This window comes from Natranaeroarchaeum aerophilus, assembly GCF_023638055.1.
GTDB classification, from domain to species: Archaea; Halobacteriota; Halobacteria; order Halobacteriales; family Natronoarchaeaceae; genus Natranaeroarchaeum; species Natranaeroarchaeum aerophilum.
This window is the reverse complement of record NZ_JAKRVY010000014.1, coordinates 1-25,737: the sequence shown is the minus strand read 5'-3', so window position 1 is coordinate 25,737 and position 25,737 is coordinate 1. Positions and strand designations below refer to the sequence as shown.

Genomic DNA, 25,737 nt, shown 5'->3' with positions numbered 1-25,737 from the left:
ATGCGCGCAGACTCGTTGCTCCACGGGGTCCGCCGGATCGAGGATCAGGGCGAGGGGCTCCTTGCGATGCGGACATACTCGGGAGAAGAGCCCGCCCGACGGATCGATATCGCAATGGATACGCTCCTCGATATCGCCGAACTGTTGCGTGCAGGAGCACCGTTTCCGCCGCGGGTCGACGGTCACGGCACCGGCGAGTATCGTCCAGACGGCGGGACGGACACCGTCTCGCGTGAGGATGATCTCGTAGCCCGCGTACTGGAGACGAGCTACGAGCGCGGCGGCGCGACGATCGAGCGGTTCGACGCGGAGACCGCCAACCGTGTGATGACCGGTAACCGTTTTGAGACCGTCGACTCATGGGTTATCGTCCCGCTCGGGTCGAGCCCGCCATATTCCCGGAACTGGCGGCCAGTCGTCGAAGCGCTACTTGCACGGCTTGAAGACGTGCTCGACGATTTCGAGCGGATCGGCCGACGGATCGGCGTCGCTGGGGTTGAGGGGGCGTTCGCAACCGGTTGCGAGAGCGTCGTCGCGATGCTTGAAACACTTCGCCGGATAGTCCGCCGGGCTGACGCCGACGCACGATACGTCCGTAACCGGACCGACCAGCAGCAGAACGAACTGCTGTCGACGATCGAAACCGCCACGACACAGCTACGGAGTGACGACAATGCTTAATCTGACACCAATACTGAAACGCGACCAGCCCACCTCACGAATCAAGATCGGCGCAAAAAAGGTTGGACCGAACACGAACACGATCAAAATCCGTCATAACGACCGGCAGGCATTCTTTTATGTCGACCCGGTCGACGATTCGATCGTCGATGGCATCGGGAACAAGGTCCGGATGCACCAGAACGTCAAGACGGTGTTCGACGGGATCGACCGCGGGAAGGATTTCCTCGTCGATCCCGACGCCGGAAAACACGATGTTATCGAGTGCGAGTTGGCGAAGATCCACACGAGCGAGGTCGCGCCGGACGAGCTGGGTCCGTTCCTCCGGGAGAACGACTATCTGCTCCATCCTATGGAAGAGGTCGTCCCAAACGGCGATAGTCTCGCGACGTTCGAGGTCGCCGCCATGGAGCCGTCGGGCTACACGACGCTCCGGGTGACGCCCGAAACTGAACTCGAATTTATCGACGCTGGCGAGCTCCGGGAGCTCCGGGCCACCAGATCGTCCGCGAGCCGCGGCGGCCCCGGCGGGCCCGGTGACGGCGCCGAGGGCGACGACGAGGAGATACAGGTGAACCTCGAACCCAAGAAGCCGACGGTTAGCTTCGAGGAGGATGTTGCGGGGCTGCCGGGGGTCAAGCGGACTGCCGAGAACCTGCTTGCCCTGTTCGATCCGGATGTCCGCGACGAGGTCGTCGACCGCTACGGCGACGAGTTCGCGTCACGGGGCAACAGCATGCTGCTGTACGGTCCGCCCGGCTGCGGGAAGACACTCATCTCGGAGGCCATCGCCTACGAGGCCAAGTACAACTCGAACATCGAGGACAGCTACGGCGAGGTGAAGTTCCTGGAAATCAAGGGTAGCGACGTGCTCTCGAAGTACTCGGGCGAGTCGGAGAAGCGCGTCGAAGCCATCTTCGAGAAGGCACACGGGATCGCTCAGGAGGGCTTTGCCGTACTATTTTTCGACGAGGTCGACACGCTGATTCCGGATCGTGGCGATGACTCCTTGCAGCGTCATGAGCGCTCGCTGACGAACGCCTTCCTTCAGGAGATGAACGAGATCGAGGACAACCTGCTGGTGATCGGGGCGACAAACATGCCCTTTACCATCGATCCAGCGGCGACCCGCCGCTTCCCGATCCAGCAGTTCATCCCCCAGCCCGACAAGGAAGTGATGGCCGAGGTCTGGCGGAAGCATCTCTCCGGGATGGAGGGGACCGGCGGGATCGAGTACGGACGGATCGGCGCAGCCTCGGAGGGGTACACCCCGGCCGAGATCGCCGATCGTGTGCTCGGAAGCGATCTCCAGCGGGAGTTCGTCGAGAGTGTCCACCTGTCCGACCGCGAGCCGATCGAGCCATCGACGGAGTACTTCCTCGAACGGCTCGACCGGACGGAGCCGAAGACGATCCGCCAGTATGTCGCAAGCGTTCGAACAAAGATCGACGATCTCGAAGGCTACCCCGAGCTCCGTCGGTACGTCGAGGAGCAGGCCGAACGGTTGGACATGCGGCTCGGGGACGGGCCATCAGGGCTCGAAAACCTGCTGGCTGGAGGTGACGCCGATGAGTGAGCGCTATCGCCAGAGCGCTTCGTTCGAGAGTGCCACAGTCGAGGCGGTCGGTGTCGGCAATGGGGCGATTGCGATCGGGAGCGATGGCCACATTGAGATAGTCACTGGCGACGGGCGGGCCGGTATCGACCATGGTGAGCCGATCGTCGATATCGCCTTCTCCGAGCGGGTGATCGTTCTTTCACCGGGACAGCTGACGACCTACTCGCAGGATGGCGAACGGATCTGGAGCCAGCCGGTCGATGATGCACACGCCATCGCTGCAATTACTGAGGTGGGGCTCTGTGGCGTGCTCGGGCCGAACCGCCTCCGTGCGATCGATGTCGCTAGCGGCCAGCAGCGGTTCGACGTCGAGCGCACCCGCCCCGGTGACCGGGATGACGAACTGGTCGCGACTCCCGCTGGCTTCGTTCTCGCGACGTGGACGTTCCTTACGCACATTACGCTCGACGGCGAGATCAGCTTTGACTCCGATCTCTCCGCAGTCGTTCGAAGCATCGGCTGCTGTGGTGACACGCTCGTCGTGGCGCTCCAGAGCGACCAACTCGTCGGACTCGATGCGGCGATGGGTGAGCTGGAGTGGCGGACCGAGCTCGAAGCAGTCCAGGTCGCGCCGGTAGGCGGGGAGACGATACTCGTCAGCACGACGTCGGGCCCCCGGCGGGTCTCCCCTGATGGAACGACCGAGGGGGTCGAAGAGCTATCTTCGGGTAATATCTACGCAGCAGTAGACGATTCGGTCGTCTGTCTGGTTCGCGATGGGACCGTTTCGACGTACGTACCCGACCGGAAACGGCTCGATGCCGAGTTGCTTACCGAGTCAGTTGGCGTCGGTGGGACGATCAATGTCGAGGCTACGAACGCAACGAGCGACGAGCAGACTGCGAGTGTCGTTGCGGAAGTTGAGGGCTGTTCGCTGTCGCCGGGCGATCGGATGGTCGACCTCGATCAGGGAGAAAGTGAGATCATCGACTTCGCAATCGGTGAGGTCCGGTCGGAAGGCACCGCCGAGATCGAGTTGTCCGTCGGCGGGTCGATCGTCGAACGGGGAACGATCGCTGTCGAGGACGCCGCAATCGGGTCCCTGGCAATCGAAACCGAGATGACCCCGATCCGGATTGAAGAGGGTACTGTCGTGCTCGAGGTCGTCGTCGAGAACGTCGGTGGCGTCCCTGTCGAGTCGGTCAGCCTGCTGGAGACCGGAACCAGCACCGATGAGATCGGGCCCGGGGAGACGTGGACGGTCGAAGTGGATCGTCCGTTCCAGCCGGGAAAACTTGTCTCAGTCGGGCTTGCGGTCTCGCGCGGAGACCGCCAGCGGGAGTTCGCTCCAACGTGTACGCTGCCGTCCGCACCATCGATCGATATTGACGCGTCCGGAGAAACCGTCAGGGCGACGGTCGTGGTCGAGGACGGCGTGACGGTTTCAGATCGGCTAGTGATCGAGCTTCCGGGTGCCGGACGCGTTCGCGAACCTGTGACGATCGATAGCGACCAACTCCTGCTTGTCGTCCCACAGTACGAGCCGGGGACGGCGAGAATCGGGTTCAGTTCGATCGATGTCGACGAGCGCGTACGGATCAGGGAGACCGGTCCGTTCTCGATGCCGTCCGAAACGAACCGGACCGACCGAACAGGTCATCACAACGAGACACGCGAGACGACGTCACGTGATCGCGGCGATCGGCCGAATGAGAATGAAAGCAGCAGCGAGGTGGGGTCGCCGAGTCGGACTGATACTGATCGGTCCACTGGGGACGACGGTTCCACCGGAGGTACGGCGAGCGACCAGCCATCGATATCGGTCACACGGGACGTTGAGGCGCCATCACCCGTCGTCGGCCGTGTTGTTCGTGACCACATCACCGTCAAGAACGACGGCAGTCCTGTCGAAGTGACGGTCGTCGGTGGCGATGACCGGGTAGATATTGGAGTCGACTCCGGCGGGTCGGAGACAGTCAGCAGAGCAGTTAGCAGCGTCTCCGGCGACCAGATCCACCTGCCAGCCATCGAAATCGAGGCTGACGGTTCGGTCGTTGAGTCCCTTCCGAGCCGTCGGATCGACATCGACGAAGGGGGACTCGGCGTCGTTGCGGCGATCAATCCCGGTGACGGGACGCTCACAGCCGAGATCGAAAACGGGAATGACTGGGACTGTGAGCTACTCGGCGTCGAAATCGATGCATGCGGGTTCCGGGAGTCGATCGACCGCCGTCTTGGCGCTGGCGAGTCGGCGGTCCTCACCCGAGGACCGGTTACGGGTCTCCCCGACCGTGATACACTCGTGCTCTCACTTACGGTTCGGAACGAACATGATGGGACGGAGAGTATCGAGGCACTCGCTGCGGTCGCCGAACATGAAGCCGACGACGACGGCGGGGCAAAGAGCCAGCTGGCCAGTTCGATCGGCGAGGAGACCAAAGCTGCGGGCGAGTACGGATCGGCCGTACTCGTCTTCGAGAACGAGGGGGATCGGGCGGTATCGGATCTTTCGGTCGCCGCCGAGGGCTCATCGATCAACGAGCTGTTCTATTCGGAGGCACGTCGCGACCGTCTCGCACCCGGCGACTGGATCGAGCACTTCGTAGATCTGGACGCCGATGCGAGGGTGCCGTCGTTCGAGGCGACCGTTAGCTACGCGGTTGATGGTGTCGAGCACGAGTTCACCGTACGTGCCTCCGGACCGGCCATCGACGAGGAAAGCGAGTGGCAATCCGAGCATCTCGATGCGTGGTCGATCGAGCAGGTTGACGAGCCGACCACCACGTCCGCAGTCCCGGAGCTTCCGTCGTCGCTCTCGACGTCGTTCGACGAATAGGCGGCAGTCCCGCAAGGTGTTTCCTCCGAAAAATAGTTGGCCGACCGATCAGTTCATCAGGAAGTCACCGCTGACTGCGGCGCGGGCGTCCTGGGTGTACCGGTACATTCGGCGGGCGGTGCTACCGATGATACCGATCATTAGCGTGGCGTAGAGACCCGTTGCGACGAACAGGGAGAGCTCTGCCGTTTCGAGTGCGTCGGATCGACTTTCGTATTCAGCTCCCACCGCTTCGGCACGGGAACTCTCGCCAGCAGCCTCGAACGATGCTGTGGCCTCGTCGTAGGTGGCGTCGATTTCGGCAGCGTTGTCGGTAAACGTGTCGTACCCGGCCGGGTTCAGCATGAACTGCTGTCCAGCGACCGAGACGAACTGCTCGTCTTCCATTGTCGCCCAGATCTCGTCTCCCTCCTGTGCGGCACTTTCTCCGTCGGCGACTGCCGTGGAGTATGCCTCAAACGCCTCCTCGGCGTCCGCTTCGAGTTCCGCAGCCCGCTCGTCGTTGCCCTGTAGAAGTGCGATCCGCGAGAGCTGTCGCTGGACAGTCGCTTCTTCGATCAGTGATAGTTCGCCGGATTCCAGTTGGCTCTCGTAGTGGGACTCCTGAGCGTCGATAACAGCCGTGAGATCGTCGTCTGCGATATCGAGAACTGTTTCGCTATCTGCGCGCAGTCCGGGATCCTCGATGGACTCGCTGTACAGGGACATCGTGTTGTACGCCGCCGCTGCCGCGACGATCTCGGACTGGGCCTCGTCGTGTTCGCCTGCGTCAGTGAGGTCGCTCGCCTCTCCGACTGCTTCGAGGTACAGCGTCGTTGACTCACCGAAGGTAAGCACCGTCGAGATGTCGTCGCCATCAGTGTCACCAGCCTGCATCTGCTCGTCCATCTCGTCTACGATCGCGACGGTTTCCGTTGCAACCGGATTGTCGTAGCTTGAGAGGTCGTTACGGATCGGGTCAAGATCCAGCGGGACAGGTGACGCGAAGACCGTCACCGTCTGTGTCTCGACGTCATCGCCTTCGACAGTGTACTCCCATGTATAATCGTTGCCGAGTTCAGCACCGGTGTCGAAGTCGAGATCGAATGCCAGCGACGAGGAGCTACCGGCGTTGACCCTGGTTGGCGCGGCATCAAGATCGAGCCAGCTTTCGGGGCCTGATTCAAGCTGCACTTCGACATTCTCGATGTCGTTGTACCCGAGCTCTTCGGTTGCGGTCGCCGTTGCGCTGTCGCTCTCACCGATTGGGACATCGCCGATCGAAACAGTTCCATCGACTGCGAGGTGTGTCTCGTGGATAATCTCAATCTCGTCCTCGTACTCCACGTCCTCGACAGTGTGGCTGAAGAAGGAATCCTGAATTGTCCCCTCGTACTCCGTCTCGTCGATGTCGAAGTCACCGGCGTCCGGCGAGACGAGGAACTCGTATTCGCCTTCTTCTAGATCGGTGTCTGCAGCGACACCGATCTCGACGACAACGGACTCCTGACCTTCGATCTCCTCCGGGAACTCCTCGGCCTGCATCTCGATCCCATCGGCGGCCACATCGATATCGTCGAGCGGGAGCGCCAGGTCCCCGGAATTACTGATCTCGAACTCGTTGGTGCCGGTGATCACGCTTACTTCGTCACGCGGCTCGTCGAAGTTGAACTCGTCATCGATAAAGAGGCTCTCGCCAAACTCCGGCGGATAGATAACTCTGGCCTCGATGTCCACGGTCCGGGTCGCATCAGGATGGTTCGTGTCGTGGAGCTCGACGGTCCACGAGAGATCCGCGTGTTGTGAAGCGTCGTCATTGACATCGATCTCCCAGCCTGCGGTATCCTCACCGCCAGGACCGGTCTGAACGCCGTCACTGCCGAAGCCACCACCTTCCATGTCGTCGAACTCGAGGTCGGCGTTCGCGTCGCCGCTTGTTACCGTCGCTTCAACGCCATCGAGCCCCTCCTCGCCGCCGACCTCCTCGACGACGAGCTCGTCAGCGGTCGTCTCCCCGACGAGCACGTCACCGAGATCCAGCGGCTCGTCCTCGAAGCCCGCCAGCGGCGGGTTCTCGACGGTAACCTCGAAGTCGAACTGCTCGCCGTTAACATCACCCGAGACAGTTCCGTCGTCCGCGTCGTTCTCCGCAGTCACCTCGAGAGTGACGGTGTTCGATCCCGGATCGAGCGTCTCGGAGCCGGGATGGGTGACGGTGACCCCGGAGGGACTATCGGAAATCGTAACATCGGCTGCCGTCGAATTCTCGCCGTCGTTCTGTACAGAGAGGTCCACGAACTCGGGATCGTCGCTCGGATCGACGACCGTATCATCGGCCTGCACGTCGGTGATTTCGGCTGCCTGCACGGCGGGCACTGCGGTCATCCCCAGAGCGAGCACGAGCGCAAGCACGACGATCAACCGTCTATACATCAGTATCACCTACCGTTACGACGGAGCCAACCTGTGATCTGTCGTAGGTCCGCTGCCAGGCGAACACTCGCCCGAACAGTAGCGCGCCGACAAGTCCGATGACGACACCGTAGCCGACCAGCACGCCAACAGAGGAAAGCGCGAGTGCGATCTGGGCACTGCTAACGTCCTGGTTGATAGCTGCGATTTCTCCCTCGCGATCGTCGAGTCCGTGTGCGGCGGCCGCCGCCTCGGCGTCGTCGAGGTCAGCGTTAACCGTTTGCGCGGTTTGGTACTGCTCGAACAGACCGAGTACGTTGGCGTTCGCGGTGAGGGCTGTCCCCATACTCATACACTCACCACAGTGATCGAAGAACGTCTCCGAGTCGTTCTCGGCCCTGTCCATTCGTTCGAGGGCACCCTCGTACTCGGCTGTTTGCTGTTCGACCTGCAGGTTGAACTCCGCGGCTTCGTCCGGGAGGTTTGCCCGCTCGTAGGCGGTCGCAGTCATCGTGAGCAGATCGATCCGGTCCGGCGTCCGGTCGGCCGCCTCGGCGTCCTCGCGCAGCCCATTGCCGAGCTGCTCGTAGAATCGGGTCAGCGCCAGGTCCGCAAGCGTCGCCTGGGTCTGGTCGTGCGATTCGAGCTCCTCGATCGCATCGTCCGTCTCTTCAGCGGCTTCAAGGCTCGCCTCGTAGTTGCCGTCCTCCGCGTGATCGTATGCCTGCTCGAACGCGATCATCGTTTCAAGTAACGCGGCGAGTTCGGCCTCCTGTTCGGTGTCGAGGCTCCCGATCTCCTGCGTCTGGGAGGTGGCAAACGTTCGGACGGTCTCTAACTCGTCGTACTCCTCGTAGGCTTCGGTTCCTTCCATCGCACGGAACGTCTCGAAGTAGTCGTCTGCTGTCTCGGGATCGTCGTGCTCATCTGCGATCGCACTGGTCGCGAGCATCGGTATCGTTACGAGAGTCATAACGACGAGCGCTGCGACGAGCACTGCCGTCCTGACAGTCGGTTCCGGTTTCGCAGTGGTCTGTTGGTTCATCAGTGTTAGAACACCGTCCGTGAAAGTCGTTCATGAAGGGCATCGTGCTCAAACAGTTCTTCGATTGCGTCGAGCATGAGCAGGGCGGTGTACGCCGTCACGATCGCCTCATCACCCCGGTTGGTCTCTCTGACCATCTCCCAGGCACGCTGGTGCATCTCCTTGGCCGGGCCGATCTCGGAAACCCCACCGCGTCTACTCTCGATCAGGTCGGCAACGCTTTCGTAGCGCTCCTTGACCTCATTTCGTTGCGCTGCTGGCTCCGAATCGAGCCTGTCGAGTAGTTCGGCAATCTCGAACTCTCCACTCCAGGTGATCTCGCGGTTCGGCATATCGGTACACGCGGCGAAGAGATCGACGTTCCGTTTCGTCGTCATTGCATCATTGATCGCCTCGACAGTTCGGTCGGCGGCATCGAGCGTCGCATCTGCGACGGTGTCGGGATCCACGCTCGTAGCGACGAACTGATGGCCGGAAGACGGGAGTGTCTCAACGGCATCCAGCATCGACTCGACGATGGAGCCATAGTACTGTGGAATCGTCGTATCTCGGCGGGAGTCATCGGAGAGGGCATCGACGTCGCGTCTGATTCGATCGATCCGGCTCCGCTGATCGGTCGAGAGCGTCCATGTGAATCGGGTGTTCACCTCGACTTTCGTGGTCTGGCCGTCCCGAACAGTCACTCGTTTTTCGCTCCCCTCGAAGCGGTCGGAGGAGCCGTTAGGGGTCGGGACCCGAACCCGATACTCCCCGATAAGGAGATCATCCAACGTGGCCACGCCGTCGCGTCCGGTCGTCGTCTGAACCTCTTCCGTTCTCTCGCGGAGGTACTGCTCTCCCCGTACCGGCGTCACATGTAGTTCTATTCCCTCGGTCGGGACGCCGTCTATCTGTGAGACGATCTGGACGCGTCCGGTTCGCGGTTCGAGCTCTACAGTCCGGTCGCTACGGTTGCCGAACTTCACTGTCTGTTCGGCTGTCCGGTACTTCTTGTGATCGATTTCGACGCGCTCGCTAGCGCCATCATCAGGCGCGTCGAGGGTCACCGTACCGTCGCGTCCGGTAGTCGTCGTTGAGCCGTCCTCACGCTGTACCACTGCATCGGCTATCGGCTCCCCGCTGGTCTTGTCGACCACCGTCACCTGAGTGGGAAGCGTGATAACGAACGAGACATCCGAACTTCGTTTGTTCACCGTCACGGAGTCCGAGCGGTGAACCCCACTACTCGTCTTGCTTGCGGCTGTGAGATCCCACTTCCCCCGGTCGGGAAGTTTCACCTGCCCGGTTCCGTTTCGAACCGTCTGATTGCCGCTACGGTCACCTCCCACCTCCTCGTATGCGACCGCCGTCCGGCCCTGTAGCTTCCGTTCGCCATCGGTGACTTTGACGTCCACCGTGAAGGCGGTACTGCCGCTTCCCCCAGCCGAGCCGAGCAATCGATAGCCTCCCATCGAAGCGATCACACCGAGGATAGCCCCGGAAGCCGCAACCGCATGTATCTGCTCCAGTGGCAGGGTGTTTTCGGTCAGGATGAGTGCGATACTCTGGACGATTGTGAGTAGTCCAAGCGCCAGGAGTCCAGTCAGAATGAGGTCCCAGAGATCCGGCGACGGGGCGATCCGGCTCACCGCCACGCTGAGAACCCCGCCGAACAGTAGTGGCACTAAAATAAGTCCTCCCATCAGGAGGTGGCTCCCCCACTCAGTTGACTCCTCAGTCTGTTCCTGGTCGAGCGATACCGCGAGCACACCCGCATCCGTCGACAACAGCAACTCGTCGTCAGCCGTGATCTCGGCGTCCTCGAGACCGAGCACACGCTCCTCGTTGATTTCGTCGCCCACGGTAACGGGTCTCGTCTCCTCGCCCTCCGCGATAGCGGCACTTACATCGAGTTCGGCGAGGCCCTGATCGAACATCACGCCGTCGTCCGAAAGCGTCGCGTTGACTGCAAGCGGTGACAGGTCCGCCTCACTGCCACTGATCGAGAACTCGAGGCCCTCTTCTTCCGTAATCTCGACCTCGAACTCGTCGTCGACCGTCTGTGAATTGAGTGCAATCGTTCCATGCTCCGACGAGACATCTTCGACGTCTTCGCCGTTTTCGGTAACTGTGTACTCACCGTCGTCCTCTATAAGCGGCTGCCAGACGACGAGTTCATCGTTTACCGAGCGGAGTTCGGGAGCGTGGGTAACCGTCCCAGCGGCGATCGACGCGCCGTCCGATCGAACGTCGAGCTCGATCGATTCGGCTCCGGAGACTGCTTCGACGAGTGCGGCGTGCTCGACGGAGAGCTGGGTCCCATCGTCCCGGACAGTCGCGTTGATCTCCTCGAACTCGACGTCTTCATCCGCCGGCGCGACGCCGACCGTGGCGTTCCCATCGAAGCCAGCAGTACCGTCGCCGTCAAGCGGGACACGGACCTGATCGTCATCGATCCATACTGGAACATCCTCATCGAACGTCGCGTAGCTGAGGTCGACGGTCGCGTCCTCCTCGACAGTCTCCGTACCCTCCTCGGCTTCGGCGGTGACGTTCACTGTTGCGGCTGTCAGATCCGCGTCGCCAATCGTCCCGGAATCGGGATCGGACACGTCAATTGAGACGACGTCATCGGCCTCCTCGACGCTCTCGGTGTACTGTAGCTCCACGTCGGGATCCGTTACGTTAACCGTCACTTCGTCGGGATCCTCGACATCCGAGAGATCGATTTCTAGATCATGTCCGTTACGATCGATCCCGTCTTCAGTTGCGACCACACTGGAAACAAGCGCGCCACTGAGGACGGCTGCAACGATTGCAACGGCAATGGTCAGTCGTTTTACGTTATCTGTGGATCTGTGTACTGCCATAGTTTCATCCTGCGTTTTGTTCGACGTACGCTTCGAGATTCTCGACAAGACGGCCGAGCTCGGCTTTGCTGAGGTCCGCGCTGTCGCCGCGGCTCTGGCCAGCGAGGCTATCTCCAAGCATCTCGAACTCGTCCCATGAGTGGTCAAGCAGGGGATTTAGATCGAACCCACCCAGTAACAGGAGAACGTCGACATCGCTGCCGCGTCCGCGCTTTGGCGTCAGGCTCGCCTGCCCTGCGACGTTAATGCCGTGTTTCCCGGTCCAGTCCCGGAACGCGCCGTAGACATCGGGCTCGCTGATGACGTCTTCCTCGATCATCGCCTCTGGGGCCCGGACGATCGCATACGCCGCCGAGGTGGTTCCGATGTCCATCGGCACATAGGTGTTCTCGGCCGCCTGGTCGAGCATATACTCCAGCTCGTAAACGTCGCCGTTGAGCTCCGTCGCGACTGCGGGCGTGAAGTGGTACGCGTCCATCTGTGAGGGGATGGTCACGTAATCTTTCACGTCGATAACACTGCGTGTCTCGCGACCCGCACCGATCATCAGATCGATCGCCGTGATGATCGCATCGTTGATCGAGTCGTAGTGACGGCTCCCGCCGTTTTCTTCCTGGTCGAGGTGGGAGTTGGCCGCCAGCAATACCATATCGGCGTTCTGTTGATCGTCCTCGGTGCGGAGTAGTCGTGAGAGACCACAGACCGCGTTGAAATGTCGCTGGGGGTTCTCGTAGTAGTAGGGCCATACACCGAAGGCGGTGTGGATGACGCTATCCATCCACTCCTCTGCAGCCCCCTCGTCGTCGAGATCGTCGAGGCCACGCTTGAACTGGTCGATCGCATACGGAATCGAGCCGTTTCCGGTCCCACCACCCAGCGTAGCGACGTGCATGAACGCGTCCGCCGTGCTGAGATCTTTGATCCGGTTGACGATACGGTCGAGGTCCTCGCGTGCGCAGGCCTCCCCGTTAGGGAAGAAGTTCCCGGCCCCCTGCTGAGAGCCAAACTCCAACGCGTGCGATTCCATCATCTCGTTTTCGTTCTGCTCCGACTGAATCTGATCGCTCAGCCGATCGATCGTGTTCCGGAGGTCGGCCCGGTTCGTGTTCATCACGAGGATCCGATCGTCGATACCGGGGTTCTCCGTTCGGTCGAAAAACTGTGATGCAATCCGACCGCCCCCCTCGCCGGATGCGATGACGCTCCATCTCGTAAACGTGTCACTTTGTGCCATGTTAGTTGACCTCGATTGCCGTTTTCGTCGTCGTTACGTCGTACTCACTGTCGATCTCTACAACTACATCTCGAACCACTGTCGTCGGTACCGGCGCTGAAAGGAAGTTCTGTTCGAGCTCGTCGAACCGAAGCTGGTCGCCCGGCTCGACGTTGTATCTCAGAACGTTGGTTAGCTCCCGTTCGAGCTCACCCCGATCGTATACGACGATCTCATCACCATCCCGACAGAGATCGTATCCCGAGTGCTCCCCCCAGACCGCAAGCAAACACGGTGCGTGGGAGTCACGGACCGGAAGCCCCATCTCCGTCGAGACGTAGCCCTCTTCCCTGAAGATCGATTCCAGACGCGACTCCATCTCCGGAACGAGTTCCTCCATATCTGCGTCGACGTCCGAACAGACCTGATCTCGAAGGCTCTGCTCCGTAAACTCGATCTCGATGCTCGTATCCCGGTCAACAGCAACCTCTCGCTTGACGACGGCGAACGCCCCGTCTCCCGGCTCTGCCGAGATGGTGTGTGTCCCCGCCGGAACCTCCTCGAACGTCGTCGATCCGGCGACACGCGTTTCGACCGTGGCCGTCTTGCTGTAGCCGCCGCCCGTCACTTCGATCGTCGCCCTCCGCGTTTCGCCGCCCCGTTCGTACGCGATATCGACACCTAGCTCGTACGTCTCCACATCGCCGCGTTTGAGAACGGGGACGTCCGGATCGAACTCGACGTCGCTGTTCCGGCGGAAGTAGAGCCCGAGGAACTGATCGGCGTGTCGCATCGGGAGATCGTCACCCGTTACTTCACCGTGCTGGTCGAGTTTGTCCTCGATCGTTCCGACGACGTCGTCGTATGCATCGACGACCGCAGCTTTCGTACTCGCCGTATCCAGAGCGTCCCGCAGCCGCGTCGCGGCGTCGACCCATTCCTCAGAGAACCGGTCGAGATCGTCGATATCGTCGAGTTTGTCCACGAACCGCTCGTCTACGACTGCTGGCTCAGTGTAATAGCCGGAGGGAAGCTCCGCGTCCCTGAGCGTCCGTACGTCCCGTTCGAGATCCCGCTCCATCGATGCAACAATGTCAACGCAGGTCCGCCGTAACTCCGACCGCGGCCTGCTCAACTCCGCGAGATCGAGCGCGGAATCGAGCCCCTCGATCGCCGACTCGACGCGGTCGACCTCGTCAACGTACTCCGCATCGACGTGCCCGTCGATATTGGCCCGTCGCACGGCATCAACCAGATCCAGCACAGCGTCCCGCTCTTCCTCGAAGGACCCGGAGAACTCGTCTCGAAGCCGATCCCGCGCATCCAGAACCGATTCGACCGCCCGACCGAACTCGTCGTCTTCGAGCGCCGCGGCAGCGTCTTCCAAATCCCTGTCGACCGTGTCGACGCTGTTGGGACGTTCGTCGCCACGACCCATCTCGCGGACAGTTTCGATCGCCGTCTCGACCGTCTCGGTCGCTTCGGTTCTGGCAAGCTCGAGCGTGTCCTGATACTCCGGTACCGACTCGTCCTCCTCGAGGGAGTACAGTCGGTCGATCTGAATGACTCCGACGTCTTCGAGCCGTTTGAGCGCGTCCTCGATCGTCGTCAGTTCCTCCTCAGCGAACTCGCGGAACGCCGACTTGATCGTCGCCTCGATGTCGTCAATCTCGTTCGAGAGCCGCTCGAACTCCTGTAGCTCCGAGTTTTTGACGCCGCTACCGAGATCGAACGCGCCGGTTTCGAGATCAAACGTGACTGACTGCCCCCGAAAGTCACCCTCGATCGACTGCAGGCGCGCGTCGATGCCCGGCGTCCACTTCGGATAGGCGTCCTGAAGATCGTTGACCTGCCGAACGGCTTCCTGAAACTCTTCGGCCGTCGAGCGTGCGCGCGTCTCCACGAACTGCTGCTCGCTCGTCCCGCTCCGTGCGACGACGCCCCGAACGTACAGCGTGATCGCCGTGACGACCGTCGCCGGGATCCCGATGATGACGAACCAGGTTGCTGCCTGGGAGCCGCGCCAGACGAACACGCCTGCTCCGGCCACTGCCGCGAGCACGACGAGCAAACCGATACCGAGCGCAGTTTTGACGTTCGGGTTCATCGTACCACCTCCAGAAGCTCCGCGCCGCCAACGAGGACGACGAGAACGACGGCACCTGCAATCGCAACCGCCACACCGAGCAGAATCGGGAGGAGCGCGACTTTCCGGTCGTAGTTTACGTTCCGGCTAAGTTTCATTTTCTCGGATACTCGTTTCGCGGCGACGATCGGGACCGCAGCGCCTGCGACGAGGCCGACGACGAGTCCGCCCAGCAGGGACCCGAACAGTGTCAGTCGAACCGTCGACCGCGGTTCATCGCCGCTTCCTTCGACGGCTGCTACGTACGCATCCGTTGACTCGGACAGCATCTCGGACCGGTCGGTTCGTTCGTCGTTGATCGTTGCTACTGCCCCGAAGGTCCCGGTACCGTTCCCTCCGTGTGTCGTCTCGGTTAGATACTCGATGATCTCCGTTTCCTGTGTAGTCATGTTCTCGTGTCGGTCTTCGAGCCGTTCCAGCGTCGTGCCTGCCTCATCCAGATCGCCGCCACCGTCATCGATCCGGTCAGTCGTCTCGTTCAGTTCATCGACTTCATCGTAAAACTCCGCCCTTGCGGTCGCATACTCTCGCACGTGTGCTTCGAGTTCCTCGTCGTTCTCGATCAGGGTTTCAATGCTGTCGAGACCGATCTCTTCGAGGTCGATCGACTCCGCTCCGTTGTTGTCGGACTCCTCGGCAACGGCCACGCCGCCAGTCGCCACCGCTCCGACCGCCAGTAGAATAACAAGCCCGAGAACGCGCCGGTATCGAGTCATTGTAATCGCCCCTGTATCTGTCTGTTTTTGTACCAGTACGTGAGACCGGCAGCGGCCACGACGCCGACACCAGCGCCAAGAAGCAACCCGCCAACGGCTATGATGACGATCTGGTCCGCAAGCGCCCGCGCCGCGATCGTCACGTTCGTCGCTTCGATCGCCGTCTCGATCGGTGACACGTCGCTGTTAGCGCTTGCGATAGCAATACTGGCACATAGCAATACTGCGCCTGCGACGATCGACCGTGGCCACCACCTTCTCATGTAAGCAGCTCCTCCGTCTCCTCCTCGTAGGCCTCGGCCGCCTGTTCTATCTCGTCGAGCCGGTCAAGGTCCTCCCGGCGATAGGTCAGCAGTGTCGTTACGGAGGCGAGGTTCCGATCACTCAGTGCGACGCCCAGATTCACCTCGTTGAGCTGACAGCTACGTTCGAGGTACTCCTTGACCGTTCCAGTCTCGACACTATTCGGCCCGGCGCTGAGGTTCGCGCCAGGCGCTCGGATCAACGATATCGCTTTCTGTGCGTCCCCGACATCCGCTCTCGCAAGTGTCTGCTTCGATGCCGAGAGTCGGGAGAGGGCAGCACTATCGATATCGCGGTTTCCGACGAACGGAAGTAGATAACCGGTTAACGACTTTGTCATCGTTACGGAACGTCCAATCGCTCCATACCCAGGTGTTGACTCCCCACTACCGACGCCGAACGACAGCGAGGTCATGATATCCCGAACGTCGATATCCGGCGTGTCTACTCCGTCGACATCGCTCGCGTCGACGCTGCTTAGCATCGGCCCGGCGACGAGATCGTGGACCGCCGCAGCGACGTACTCGTTGTACTCCCCGAACTCACCACCTGCCGAGTCGAGATAGGAAATCCGCTGATTATCGACGAGCACGATACCATCGACTTCCTCTTCGAGTCTGTTCAGGCCGTACCGCGCGTTCCACGCCTGACGACCCGCGTTCGTTCCGTTCTCCTCATCGCTTTCCTCGGTGGATCGGGTGTTCGGCAGGACGGCGACTGCGACGATTTTGGTGTCACCGTCGGTGAACTGTTTTATTTCGCGCGCGAGATGGGGACCGATCCCACAGCCAGTACCGCCGCCCAGGCCGAGAAACAGGAAAGCGAACTGAATGGCATCGGAGCTTCTGGGATCGGGATTTGACGCTTCGGAGTCTTCATTCTCCTCGATGTCCAGATCGAAGCCGCCACTGCCGAACCGCTCGTCGAGAATCGACTGCAGTTCCGCGGTGTGCTCGTCCATCACTTCGTCCGCGTCCGCCGGATTCCGGCCAAATCCTCCCGTCACCATCTCCTCGAACCCCGGCTCAGTCCCCTGAATCAACCCATGTTGCTCAGCTACGCCGTACTGGTCTTCTGCAGGCACGTTTGACAGGTTCTGCAGATCTCGCATTGTCGAGTTGAACACCAGCGGTCGACCCAACGTCGAGATATCAGTCGACTCGAACAGCCCCAACATTGAATCGTCCGTGTACTCGAAGATAGCGTCGACGATCGCACCTCCTGCCTGTCCTGCCCCAACAAAAAGGTACGTCATTTGTACACCGACCGAATACTTGTTTCACTCTGGATAGTTACTATCGAGCGATACATTGCTTGACGATACGTACTACTTGATTATCGCCTAATAAAGATACTGGGTTCGCTGACAGTTTTGCGGACGAACTGCACGAAAGGACGAAGATCGGTAGTATCGCCTAGCCGCGGAGCCGTCGAAGCATGACGCTGTACTCGTTTCGTTCGTACAGCTGTTCGACGCCGTCAAGTAGTTCGTCCGCGGCCATCAGGATCCCCGCCGCACGCTCGGACTGGTTATCGTCGAGGTCCCGTGCCCGATCGCACAGGGAGCTCACAAGTGACAGGAAGTGGTTAGGAATCGTGTGGTTATGATCCGCCCGAACGGTAACGTAATCATTTTCGATCGCCGTTCGCCTGTCCTCGACGTTTCGGAGCTGCCGGCTCACATCTGTCGAACCGCTACCGGAATCCGACCGCGACAGGCGTGGCAACAGCGTTCGATCGTAGAACGTACACTCCTGATAGATCGCATAGAGCTGGACGCTATCGATATCGTCGCGTTCTACCATAGTGTCGAGTTCGCGGATCCGATCCGCGAGGTGCCGGTAGATCGCACCCTCCTCCCGCTGCAGTTCGTCGTCGAGCGACGTGAGCCGTCGTCGCACGTCACGGTGGCCGATATCCGCGAGTGGGGCGTGCAGCTCGGCGTACTCGTCGAGATCTTCGACTGCCGACCGTAGCACAGACGCTATCTCGCCGTTGTCGTCGCTCTCGCGAAGCGTTTCGAGAAGTGTTCTGGTTCGGTCAGTTGTCGGTCGTGCCGAGCGTTCTACATCGTCGACGACTGATGAAAGCGCCGGTTCCGAACTCTGCGAGGTCGTCTCTTCCATCGATTCGATCGCTTCAGATGCCTGCCCGGTGCGGCTAGTGATGTCGCCGCCGGGCACTCGTGTATCCTGCTCACGTTCGACAGTCTCACAGAGCTCGACGGCGGCGTCTTCGAGCCGTCCGTACTCGGTCTCACACTCGTCGAGATCGTCATGTACTGTCAGAGTGCCATCGAGCACCGGTTCCAGTGCGCTGGGAAGCTTGCCGGATTCGTTGTGGATCGAGCTGCGCGCGGACTCGATCTGTCCGCGGTCGGTCGGATTGCTAATCCGACCGATGGTGTCGGTAACTGCTGCGGCCGTTTCGATGGCCTCGACAGCGTCGACGAGGGCGTCTTTGAGCCGGTGCTCGTCGGGATTCTCGTCGGCAAGTACTTGACAGAGTTCGTCCGCGGCGGCGGATCGGGGGCCATGGGTGTCGAGGACCGAATCGGCAACAGAGGTGATGGGATGCACAGGCTGTTCGACCCCGGTGGGTGACTCCGTGGTTGTATTGACTCCTCTGGTAGCCTGATCACGTCTCCTGCCGTTCGACTCTGGAGTGGATCTCGGCGTGAACGGATCCTCGGCTCCACACTTGGGACAGAAGCCAGCCGTCTCCTCAATCAGTTTGTCGCAGTCTATACATTGCTTCTTGACGACGCCGTCGTTCGCATCAGCGGACGCCGCGGATGAAAGTGGTGATTCGACACCACAGTTGGGACAGAAACTCGTACCCTGCTCAACGTTGGCGCCACAGCGATTACAACTGGGCGACTGTGACTGTCTTTCTTGATTCTGGTTGGATTGTTGCTCCGATCGCTCATTTGTCCCCGCAGCAGTGACTCCGGACGAACTGCTCCCGCTCTTGTCTGCTGTCGATGCTTTTTTGTTGTCGTCGGAACTGCTGGCTCCTGCGTCAGTATCCCGGTTTTCCGTATACGTATTCCCGGCTTCCTCTCGTTTCTCGGAGTACGTCTGTTTTGCACCATCGACGGTGTTAGCCGCTGCTGCCGTGGTTTTTGCTGTTGTTTCTACGGGATCTGCTTTGGTCGCAGTCGTCGCAATTGCGCCAGTGATGAAGCCGGAGATCATCCCGAGAGTCACCGAGTGAAGTACAATAATAACAACAACGAGAAGAAGGCTACTCGCTAACAGGTCACCAATTATTGGTATTCCTGCTAGCACATCTATAAAGAAAAGGCCCAAAATTATTGCTGGGATTGACATAAAGATACCTTTCAGGAACCCTCCTTTCAGACCATCTATAGCGCCGTTGTCAAGTATATACGCAGTGACAGAGCCACCAGCCAATGGCGCGACGACATGCACCACCGGAATAAAGTACGCAATTTTTGTTACGATCATCCCCGCTATAACCGCTTTCAACCAGTATTTTATTCCACTTTTTCGACCCATCGGTTGATCAGTGGTATACCCTGACAGATTAAAAAGACATCGCTCAGTCTGAGTTTCCCCACAGCTGAGATTTTGGAATCCACATGCCACTGACGATGTTTCACGGTGAATGCTGCTAAAGTAGGTCCGAAACAGCAGTGTCGGCAGAATGAGACTCTACGACAAGCTAACACCTCTTTGGGGAGGGTAGCTGATAGATGCAAACTACGCCATATTCTCCCGGCCGAGACAGGAGAACAGGGCCTCGACATCGCTCCAGACCTCACGAACGTTTTCGGCCTGCTCGGTGTTCCCCTCCTGTTTGAGGGTTCTGGCGTGTTCGTACATCCCATCAAGCGACGGCATTTCGGGGTTCCACAGGGTACCCCAGAGATAGACATCGTCAAGATACGGTGTGACGAGTTGCTTGAGGTGGATATCGATCGATTCGATCCCGTCCTTGCGCCCTGCATCGAGGAACTGCTCGTCGGCAAGAATACTCGACAGCGTTCCATCGGAAGCGAGTTCGGAGACGTCCTCCATCTTCTCTTCCGGGCCGTAAATGAGGAAGGTGCCGCCCCACGCCGTCGTCGGATCGAACTCGGCAAGCTTGTTCTGGAACAGGGCGTTCCGGACCAGGATCTCCAGTTTTGATCGGTCAAAAGAGTTCGCACGCGAGCGGCCAAGGACCGGAGCGAGTACGACCGCCGGCGTGAACTCCCTATCGGGGTCGTGCTGATATTTGTCCTGTACCGGCCGGAAGCTGTCGGCCGGATCGAACACGTCACCCATGATCGACATGGTTGCGTCCCGATCGAGGAACTGCGGTACTGACGACATAGTGAACGCTTCGAGAAACGCTACGAGTGGCTTGTTGATCTCCTCGTACTGGGGTGGATTATACTCGCCGAGTCGGTCGATCCGTGGGCGAATGTCGGCCTGTACATCGGCAAGCCGGTTGTTGTCGAACGGAATGATTGCATCCACCGCCCGTGATGCGCGAGCCAGCCCGACGATCCCGTTGACCTTTGCCCGTCCGCCGAACTCCGAGTACTCGGAGCCTTCAGAGGGGATTACGATGCTGCTAAACAGCGGTTTGGGAACGACGAAATCGTCCTCCAGGACTCGATCCCGGATCTTCTCTGCAAGAGTCGGCGTCGACCCACAGCCGGTACCTTTTGTCACGCTGTGGACAAACATCAGCGCCTGCGAGTCCTGAATGTCGGATTTTTTCATATCCCAGCGCTCCTGAAACGGATCGCCATCATCCGCGAAGTCGGCCTCGATAAGCTCCTTGCCGATGTCCCAGCGGTAACCTGCCCCGGCGTAATCGTGTTTCCCCCACCCGATGATACAGTTCGGTAACAGGTCGTTTCGGGAGTAGTTTTTCTCCTCCTGTGCGTAGTAGGTCTGTTCGAGTTCGCTGATGTTTGTGTTCAGTGGGCCGTACCCGGCTAGCCCACCGTTCCAGATACGAGCACGACGTTCGTTGTTTTCTTCTAACGTCTCCTGGCGGAGCAAAATCGCGTCGAGAATATTGTTTCCGGCACCCCCAACCCCGATAAGATACCATTTTTTTCCGTAGGTATCGTCCATCAGGGCGTCGCTTGGCGTCTCAGTGATAGGATCCGGGCTTTCCGAGTCGACCGACTCTCCATCGCGCTCCTCGTTGTCCACCGCACTGAACACTTCCTCTTTCAACTCCGGATAGACCTGTTCTACTGAGGCCGGCTCGTCGCGGTGTGCTGCCCGGAGATGGTCGATGAGTGATCGCTCCTGCCACTCATTGGACCGTTCCATGCAGATTTTACAAACGTTGCTCATTCTACGTATATACAGTTCAATGCGGCGGAATTGTCTAAAGGATTACGTGTGATACCGATCGTATTGATTTCATGACGCGTGTCGCTCGGTAAATCGCCTTCGGATGGTTTCGAGTCCGGAACGGGCATCTGTCCGTTCGGCAAACTCGATTTCGAAAAAGCCGGGCGGCGCGTTCTCCTGTAACTGTACCGCGGTGACAACGTCCGTCTGCCGCCGACAGAAACGCGCGAGTTCGTCAAGTACGTCCGCACTTGCGATGCCCTCCGGGAGCTGGCCAGTCTGATACTGGACGGTACTTTCTTTCGCGATCCCGTCGAGCTCCCGGAGAATAAACAGGATCTCGTCAGCCGCCGCTTCTGGTGTGACCTCTGAGCGGTGTTCCTCACCGCTCTGGGACCCCCTGCTTGAAGCAGTCTCCCCCGTACTCGCCGAACCTGCCTGTCGGTCCTGGTTGGCGTGTGGATCCTCCACGATGATTTTTTCCTGTTCGATCGTCACTGAGATGTCGTACTCCTGTTCGATAATTGGTGTTATTTCTTCGATGAGTTCGACAGGCACCTGCTCCGGGATTTCGACGGTACCCTCGCCGTGATCGACTGTCCCAAGTACCCCACCAAGGAAGTCAACCGTAACGAGTAGCTCATCGCTCTGCTGGTGGGCATCCTCGAGCAGTCGTAACGCGTCCTTGAACGCACACCGGTGTAACGCTGTTGTCGCCGCTTCGAGTTGCCGTTCGATCTCGACCGTACTTTCAATCGCATCATGACGTCCTTCTACCACGAACTCGGCGACCCTGTTCCCCAGCGACTGCTCAAGCCGGTTTGTCAGCGCGTGGATGTCGTCAAGTGCCTCCTCGATCGTTTCGTAGCGCTCAACAAACTGGTCTTCCTGTCGGCGCACGTAGCTTTCGATGTCGCGGCAATGTTCGTACAGCACCGAGAGCGTTCTGGCTGCCTCACGGAGATCGGTCGATTCAGCGACCTCGCTGGCTGTTCGTTCTATCTCATTGATATATATCGTTTGTTGGGTGTGTGACAGTGTGCACTCACGATGCTGTCCCGGCAGGTTTACGATCTCGTACTGCTCACTGAATGTCGATTCGACCGACGGATCGAACCGACGGTCATCGATCGCGTTTTCGATCCCTTCGCGTAGCTCCTGCTCGATACTGTCGACCTCTCTCATATCATCACCATTATCGAGTGGGAGCCGCCTCCGAACCCGCGAAACCGCTGCAGGAATGATCGGTTCGAGGCGGTCAACGGTCGTTTCGCCGATCCGCTCTTCGAACGCAACGCGAGCATCGTTCCCGGGCGTCTCGTTCGTTTGCGGTCTGTGCTCTCCACGGCCTGTTTGCCCTCCTGTCGAGCTCTCGTCTGTAGTGTTGGACCACGTATCAACAGCAACTTTTCCGGCCACTGTCAGGACACCGATACCAACTACAATGATCATGGCTGTGGTGCCGAACATGTCTCCGAATGCGGCAGGCTGTTCTAGCAGTAATACGGTATCGAGAGAGCCGAATGTATGACTCAGCTCATCGACAAACGCTTCCGACATCCAGAGGCCGTCTCGCATGTTGGATAAACGAAGTGGGTCAACGATACATAATTGTTCGGCTACAATAAAGATCAGAAGGTGCGACGCGACTAGATCAGCGGCTCGATGATGTCCCGACCCGCTTCGAGCAAGTTCGCCACCTGTTCGTCGCTGTCGGCTTCCGCGTACACGCGTAGTTTCGGTTCGGTGCCGGAGGGCCGGACCAGTAGCCACGCGCCGGTTTCGAGGAAGATTTTGAATCCGTCCGTCTCGTCGACGCGCTCGACGTCGATGCCGCGGATCGAGTCCGGAAGCGAGCCGTCCAGCTCACGAAGCACTGCCACCTTTCGGTCGTCGGGACAGTCGACGCTGATCCGGTCCTGATGAATCGAGCCGTATTCGGCGACGATGTCATCAACCCGCTCGTCGAGAGGACGTTCGACGTGTGCCCCGGCGATTACCAGGGCGAGCAAGACGCCGTCCTTGTTCAGCAGGTGGTCGGTCAGTCCGAACCCGCCGGACTCTTCACCGCCACAGAGCGCGCCCGACTCACGCATCCCATCGGCGACCCACTTGAACCCGACAGGCACCTCGACGGTGTCTTCGCCGTGTGCTGTCGCAATTTTGTCGATCAGGAAGGTCGTCGAGACTGTCCGAACGGCAGGTCCGCTCGCGGATTCGAGCAGGTACTCGTACAGCGCTGCGTACAGGAGGTTTGGATCGAGGTAGCCTCGATCGGGGGTGACGACCGCGATCCGGTCGGCGTCGCCATCGTTGGCGATGCCGAGGTCGGCCTCGCCTGCCGTAACCTGTGAGGCGAGTCGTTCTAGCTTCTTTGCCGAGGGTTCGGGTGATCCGCCACCGAACGTCGGATCGAGATCACAGCGCAGTCGCTCGACGTTAGCGCCTGCAGATTCGAGCAATGCGTCCGTGACGTCACGGCCGCTCCCGTGCATCGCATCGTAGCAGATCGACAACCCCTCGAGGTCAGTATCGGCGTACGCCTCGGCGTGTACGTGGTACTCCGGCACAAGCGACTCCTCGCTGACGGTCCCTCGCTCGTCTTCGGGCAGTAGATCGGGTTCGGCGAGGAGTTCCTCTAACCGCTCGGTGACCGATTCGTCGGCTGGAGCGCCATCGGATCCGAGGAACTTGATCCCGTTGTACTCCGGCGGGTTGTGGCTCGCGGTGATGACGATCCCTCCGTCGAGATCCCGATCGTCGACGGTCCACGCCAGTATCGGCGTCGGCACGTCGCGCTCGCTAAGGACGACGTCGAGACCGTTCCCCGTGAGGACCTCCGTTACTGCCTCGGCAAACGCAGGTGACGTTTCGCGCGCGTCGTAGCCGACGCCGACGTGCTGGGCGTCCTGCTCCCGGAAGTACGAGGCGGCCGCCTGTGCGACGATCCGGACTCGGTTTTCGGTGAATGTATCCAATGTTGCACGCCAGCCGTCAGTACCGAACGAAATCTGGTCCATATGATGATACAAGCACAGGAGCTATCAATAGCGTATTGGTTATTGTATTGAAATATAAACGGCCGTCGCTGCACGCTCCCTGCGAACTGTTAAGGCCGGGACCTGTAACTATGATGTATGGGATCGGCTACCGACACCGGCGGCGCAGAGATGTCCCCGGTCACGTTCGAGATGGAGATCGATGACGGGCAAACGGAGATCATCGTCACGGGAGACAGAGATACGGCGGTGATCGTTCGTTCGGACGGCGGCGAACACATCTATCTCCCGCCCGAGGACTTCGAGCGGGAGCCGGAACGCGAAACGCCCTACCAGAGCCAGCCACGCTCGGGGCAACAGAGTTCCTACGAACCCGCGTCGGGTGGGGCCGAGAGCCCGTATCGGTCGGGTGTCGACATATCCTCGGTGGTGGGGATGCAGTCGACCAGTGATGGCTACGTGATCGTCCATCCGGAACCGGTGACCGACATCCGGTTTTTGCGGTGAACGTCCGGCTATTGAGCGGCAAGCTCCTTGTACAGCGCAACGTGCTCTTCGGCGACCTGTGACCAGGTCCGTTCCTCGTACTCTATCGGTGTTGTCATCGAGAGCGCGCGCTCGATCCCATCGGCAATCGACGCCGAGTCCGGTTCGACCTCGATCACGCAGTCGTCCGGGAGGACCTCCGTCGCTCCGCTTCGACTTGCGACGACTCGCGTGCCGACCGAGAGCGACTCAACGATGGTGATACCGAACGGTTCAGACAGCGACGGGGAGACGAACAGATCCGCGCTGGCGTAGTAATCCCCGAGTTCTTCCTGTGGGACAAACCCGACGAACCGTACCCGATTCTCGATACCGAGCAGCTCCGCGAACCGCTTGAGCTGGTCGGTCAGGTGCCCTGACCCACCGATGACCAGCGTTGCGTCTTTGCGCTGAAGCTTCGAGAACCCGTACAGGAGGTACGACAGCCCCTTCTGGTCGGTATGGCGACCGACGAAAAACAGCATTTTGCCGTCGATTTCGAGTTCGGCTTTGAGATCACGTCCGGTCGGCTCCACCGACGTGAAGCCATTGTAGATGACCCTGGCGTCCGCGTCGAACTCCTCCTGGATCCGACCACGGGTGAACTCGCTGACTGCGATCAGCTCGTCGGCACGGTTGGCGATTCGCTGTTCGATCCGTACCTCTCGTTCGGGCGGAGTCACGTTCCTGTCGACCGACAGCGAGTGGAAGGTCGTGATCCATTCCACGTCGTGGGCTGTGCTCGCCCTGCTACCGGGTTCGTAGCCGAACCAGTCGTTCGTGTGGACGATGTCCGCGTCGCTAGCGCGCTTCGAGAAGGCGCTGGCGAGCCGGGCAACCCGGGTGAAGATCCCACCGTCTCCCGTCGGGACGCCGTGGATTCCCGGCCGATCCTCGGGAGCAAACTCCGCGGGCAATACCAGTTCAACCTCGATGTCGTCCCGCGGTGCCAGCTCCTCGTAGAGCCCGGCAATCGCCGTATCTAGACCGCCCGTAATGTTCGGCGGATATCCCCAGCCGAGCAACAGTACTTTCGGAGGCATACCAGTTGTTACCGTATTGGCCGTGGTGGTCAAATAGCTTCGTGTCGAATCGGGGGTCGTGTTCAGATAAGCTGATTCCATGCGAAGGCGAATGATCTGAGCCAGTCG

17 protein-coding genes and 1 pseudogene are annotated in these 25,737 nt (G+C 60.0%); 4 read left to right on the top strand and 14 right to left on the bottom strand.

The features are described from left to right. From AArcSt11_RS16060 to AArcSt11_RS16050, 3 genes are read left to right on the top strand one after another with little or no spacing between them, the layout of a single operon-like run. Nucleotides 1–681 carry a hypothetical protein gene (locus AArcSt11_RS16060; RefSeq protein ID WP_250598597.1) on the top strand — a complete coding sequence of 227 codons (681 nt, stop codon included), beginning with the start codon at nt 1–3 and terminating at the stop codon, nt 679–681. After that, nucleotides 674–2,257 carry an ATP-binding protein gene (locus tag AArcSt11_RS16055; protein ID WP_250598596.1) on the top strand — a complete coding sequence of 528 codons (1,584 nt, stop codon included), beginning with the start codon at nt 674–676 and terminating at the stop codon, nt 2,255–2,257. Before AArcSt11_RS16060 ends, AArcSt11_RS16055 begins: the two co-directional genes overlap by 8 nt. Beyond that, the gene (locus AArcSt11_RS16050) at nt 2,250–5,075 is read left to right on the top strand and encodes an outer membrane protein assembly factor BamB family protein (protein ID WP_250598595.1); all 2,826 of its coding nucleotides are present in this window, start codon (nt 2,250–2,252) and stop codon (nt 5,073–5,075) included. The genes AArcSt11_RS16055 and AArcSt11_RS16050 overlap by 8 nt, the downstream gene beginning before the upstream one ends. Before the next feature lie 48 nt (nt 5,076–5,123). Here the strand turns inward: AArcSt11_RS16050 and AArcSt11_RS16045 are convergent, their stop codons facing one another. The 13 genes and pseudogenes from AArcSt11_RS16045 to AArcSt11_RS15990 all read right to left on the bottom strand — a co-directional run bounded on the left by AArcSt11_RS16045 (nt 5,124) and on the right by AArcSt11_RS15990 (nt 24,082). Beyond that, nucleotides 5,124–7,487, bottom strand: coding sequence for a hypothetical protein (locus AArcSt11_RS16045; protein ID WP_250598594.1), 2,364 nt, complete (start codon nt 7,485–7,487; stop codon nt 5,124–5,126). Further along, entirely contained in the window at nt 7,480–8,511 is a 1,032-nt protein-coding gene (locus tag AArcSt11_RS16040; RefSeq protein ID WP_250598593.1) for a hypothetical protein, read from the bottom strand. The genes AArcSt11_RS16045 and AArcSt11_RS16040 overlap by 8 nt, the downstream gene beginning before the upstream one ends. A 5-nt stretch (nt 8,512–8,516) precedes the next feature. Further along, nucleotides 8,517–11,360: a hypothetical protein gene (locus AArcSt11_RS16035; protein WP_250598592.1), complete on the bottom strand. Its 2,844-nt coding sequence runs from the start codon at nt 11,358–11,360 to the stop codon at nt 8,517–8,519. A gap of 4 nt (nt 11,361–11,364) precedes the next feature. Next, nucleotides 11,365–12,594 (bottom strand): FtsZ/tubulin family protein, encoded by a 1,230-nt coding sequence (locus tag AArcSt11_RS16030; RefSeq protein ID WP_250598590.1) that lies wholly within the window; start codon nt 12,592–12,594, stop codon nt 11,365–11,367. Between the two features lies 1 nt (nt 12,595). Continuing rightward, the gene (locus AArcSt11_RS16025; RefSeq protein ID WP_250598588.1) at nt 12,596–14,680 is read right to left on the bottom strand and encodes a hypothetical protein; all 2,085 of its coding nucleotides are present in this window, start codon (nt 14,678–14,680) and stop codon (nt 12,596–12,598) included. Then, entirely contained in the window at nt 14,677–15,435 is a 759-nt protein-coding gene (locus AArcSt11_RS16020; RefSeq protein WP_250598586.1) for a hypothetical protein, read from the bottom strand. The genes AArcSt11_RS16025 and AArcSt11_RS16020 overlap by 4 nt, the downstream gene beginning before the upstream one ends. After that, on the bottom strand, nt 15,432–15,698 hold the full coding sequence (locus AArcSt11_RS16015) for a hypothetical protein (protein ID WP_250598584.1): 267 nt from the start codon (nt 15,696–15,698) through the stop codon (nt 15,432–15,434). Before AArcSt11_RS16015 ends, AArcSt11_RS16020 begins: the two co-directional genes overlap by 4 nt. Beyond that, nucleotides 15,695–16,993, bottom strand: a complete 1,299-nt coding sequence (locus AArcSt11_RS16010) for an FtsZ/tubulin family protein (RefSeq protein WP_250598582.1) — start codon at nt 16,991–16,993, stop codon at nt 15,695–15,697. Before AArcSt11_RS16010 ends, AArcSt11_RS16015 begins: the two co-directional genes overlap by 4 nt. Nucleotides 16,994–17,153: 160 nt before the next feature. Next, nucleotides 17,154–18,317 (bottom strand): hypothetical protein, encoded by a 1,164-nt coding sequence (locus AArcSt11_RS16005; protein WP_250598580.1) that lies wholly within the window; start codon nt 18,315–18,317, stop codon nt 17,154–17,156. 126 nt (nt 18,318–18,443) lie between these two features. Then, nucleotides 18,444–19,259: pseudogene (locus AArcSt11_RS17160) on the bottom strand (zinc ribbon domain-containing protein); the annotation flags it as partial. A gap of 204 nt (nt 19,260–19,463) precedes the next feature. Next, nucleotides 19,464–21,062 carry a cell division protein FtsZ gene (locus AArcSt11_RS16000; RefSeq protein WP_353617821.1) on the bottom strand — a complete coding sequence of 533 codons (1,599 nt, stop codon included), beginning with the start codon at nt 21,060–21,062 and terminating at the stop codon, nt 19,464–19,466. 69 nt (nt 21,063–21,131) lie between these two features. Beyond that, entirely contained in the window at nt 21,132–22,640 is a 1,509-nt protein-coding gene (locus AArcSt11_RS15995) for a hypothetical protein (RefSeq protein WP_250598578.1), read from the bottom strand. A 71-nt stretch (nt 22,641–22,711) separates the two neighbouring features. Continuing rightward, nucleotides 22,712–24,082, bottom strand: a complete 1,371-nt coding sequence (locus tag AArcSt11_RS15990) for a phosphohexomutase domain-containing protein (RefSeq protein WP_250598577.1) — start codon at nt 24,080–24,082, stop codon at nt 22,712–22,714. 117 nt (nt 24,083–24,199) lie between these two features. Between AArcSt11_RS15990 and AArcSt11_RS15985 the strand changes: the two genes are divergently transcribed. Next, nucleotides 24,200–24,568 (top strand): DUF7510 family protein, encoded by a 369-nt coding sequence (locus tag AArcSt11_RS15985; protein WP_250598576.1) that lies wholly within the window; start codon nt 24,200–24,202, stop codon nt 24,566–24,568. Between the two features lie 8 nt (nt 24,569–24,576). Here the strand turns inward: AArcSt11_RS15985 and AArcSt11_RS15980 are convergent, their stop codons facing one another. Then, entirely contained in the window at nt 24,577–25,629 is a 1,053-nt protein-coding gene (locus tag AArcSt11_RS15980; protein ID WP_250598575.1) for a glycosyltransferase family 4 protein, read from the bottom strand. Nucleotides 25,630–25,737 lie beyond the last annotated feature (108 nt).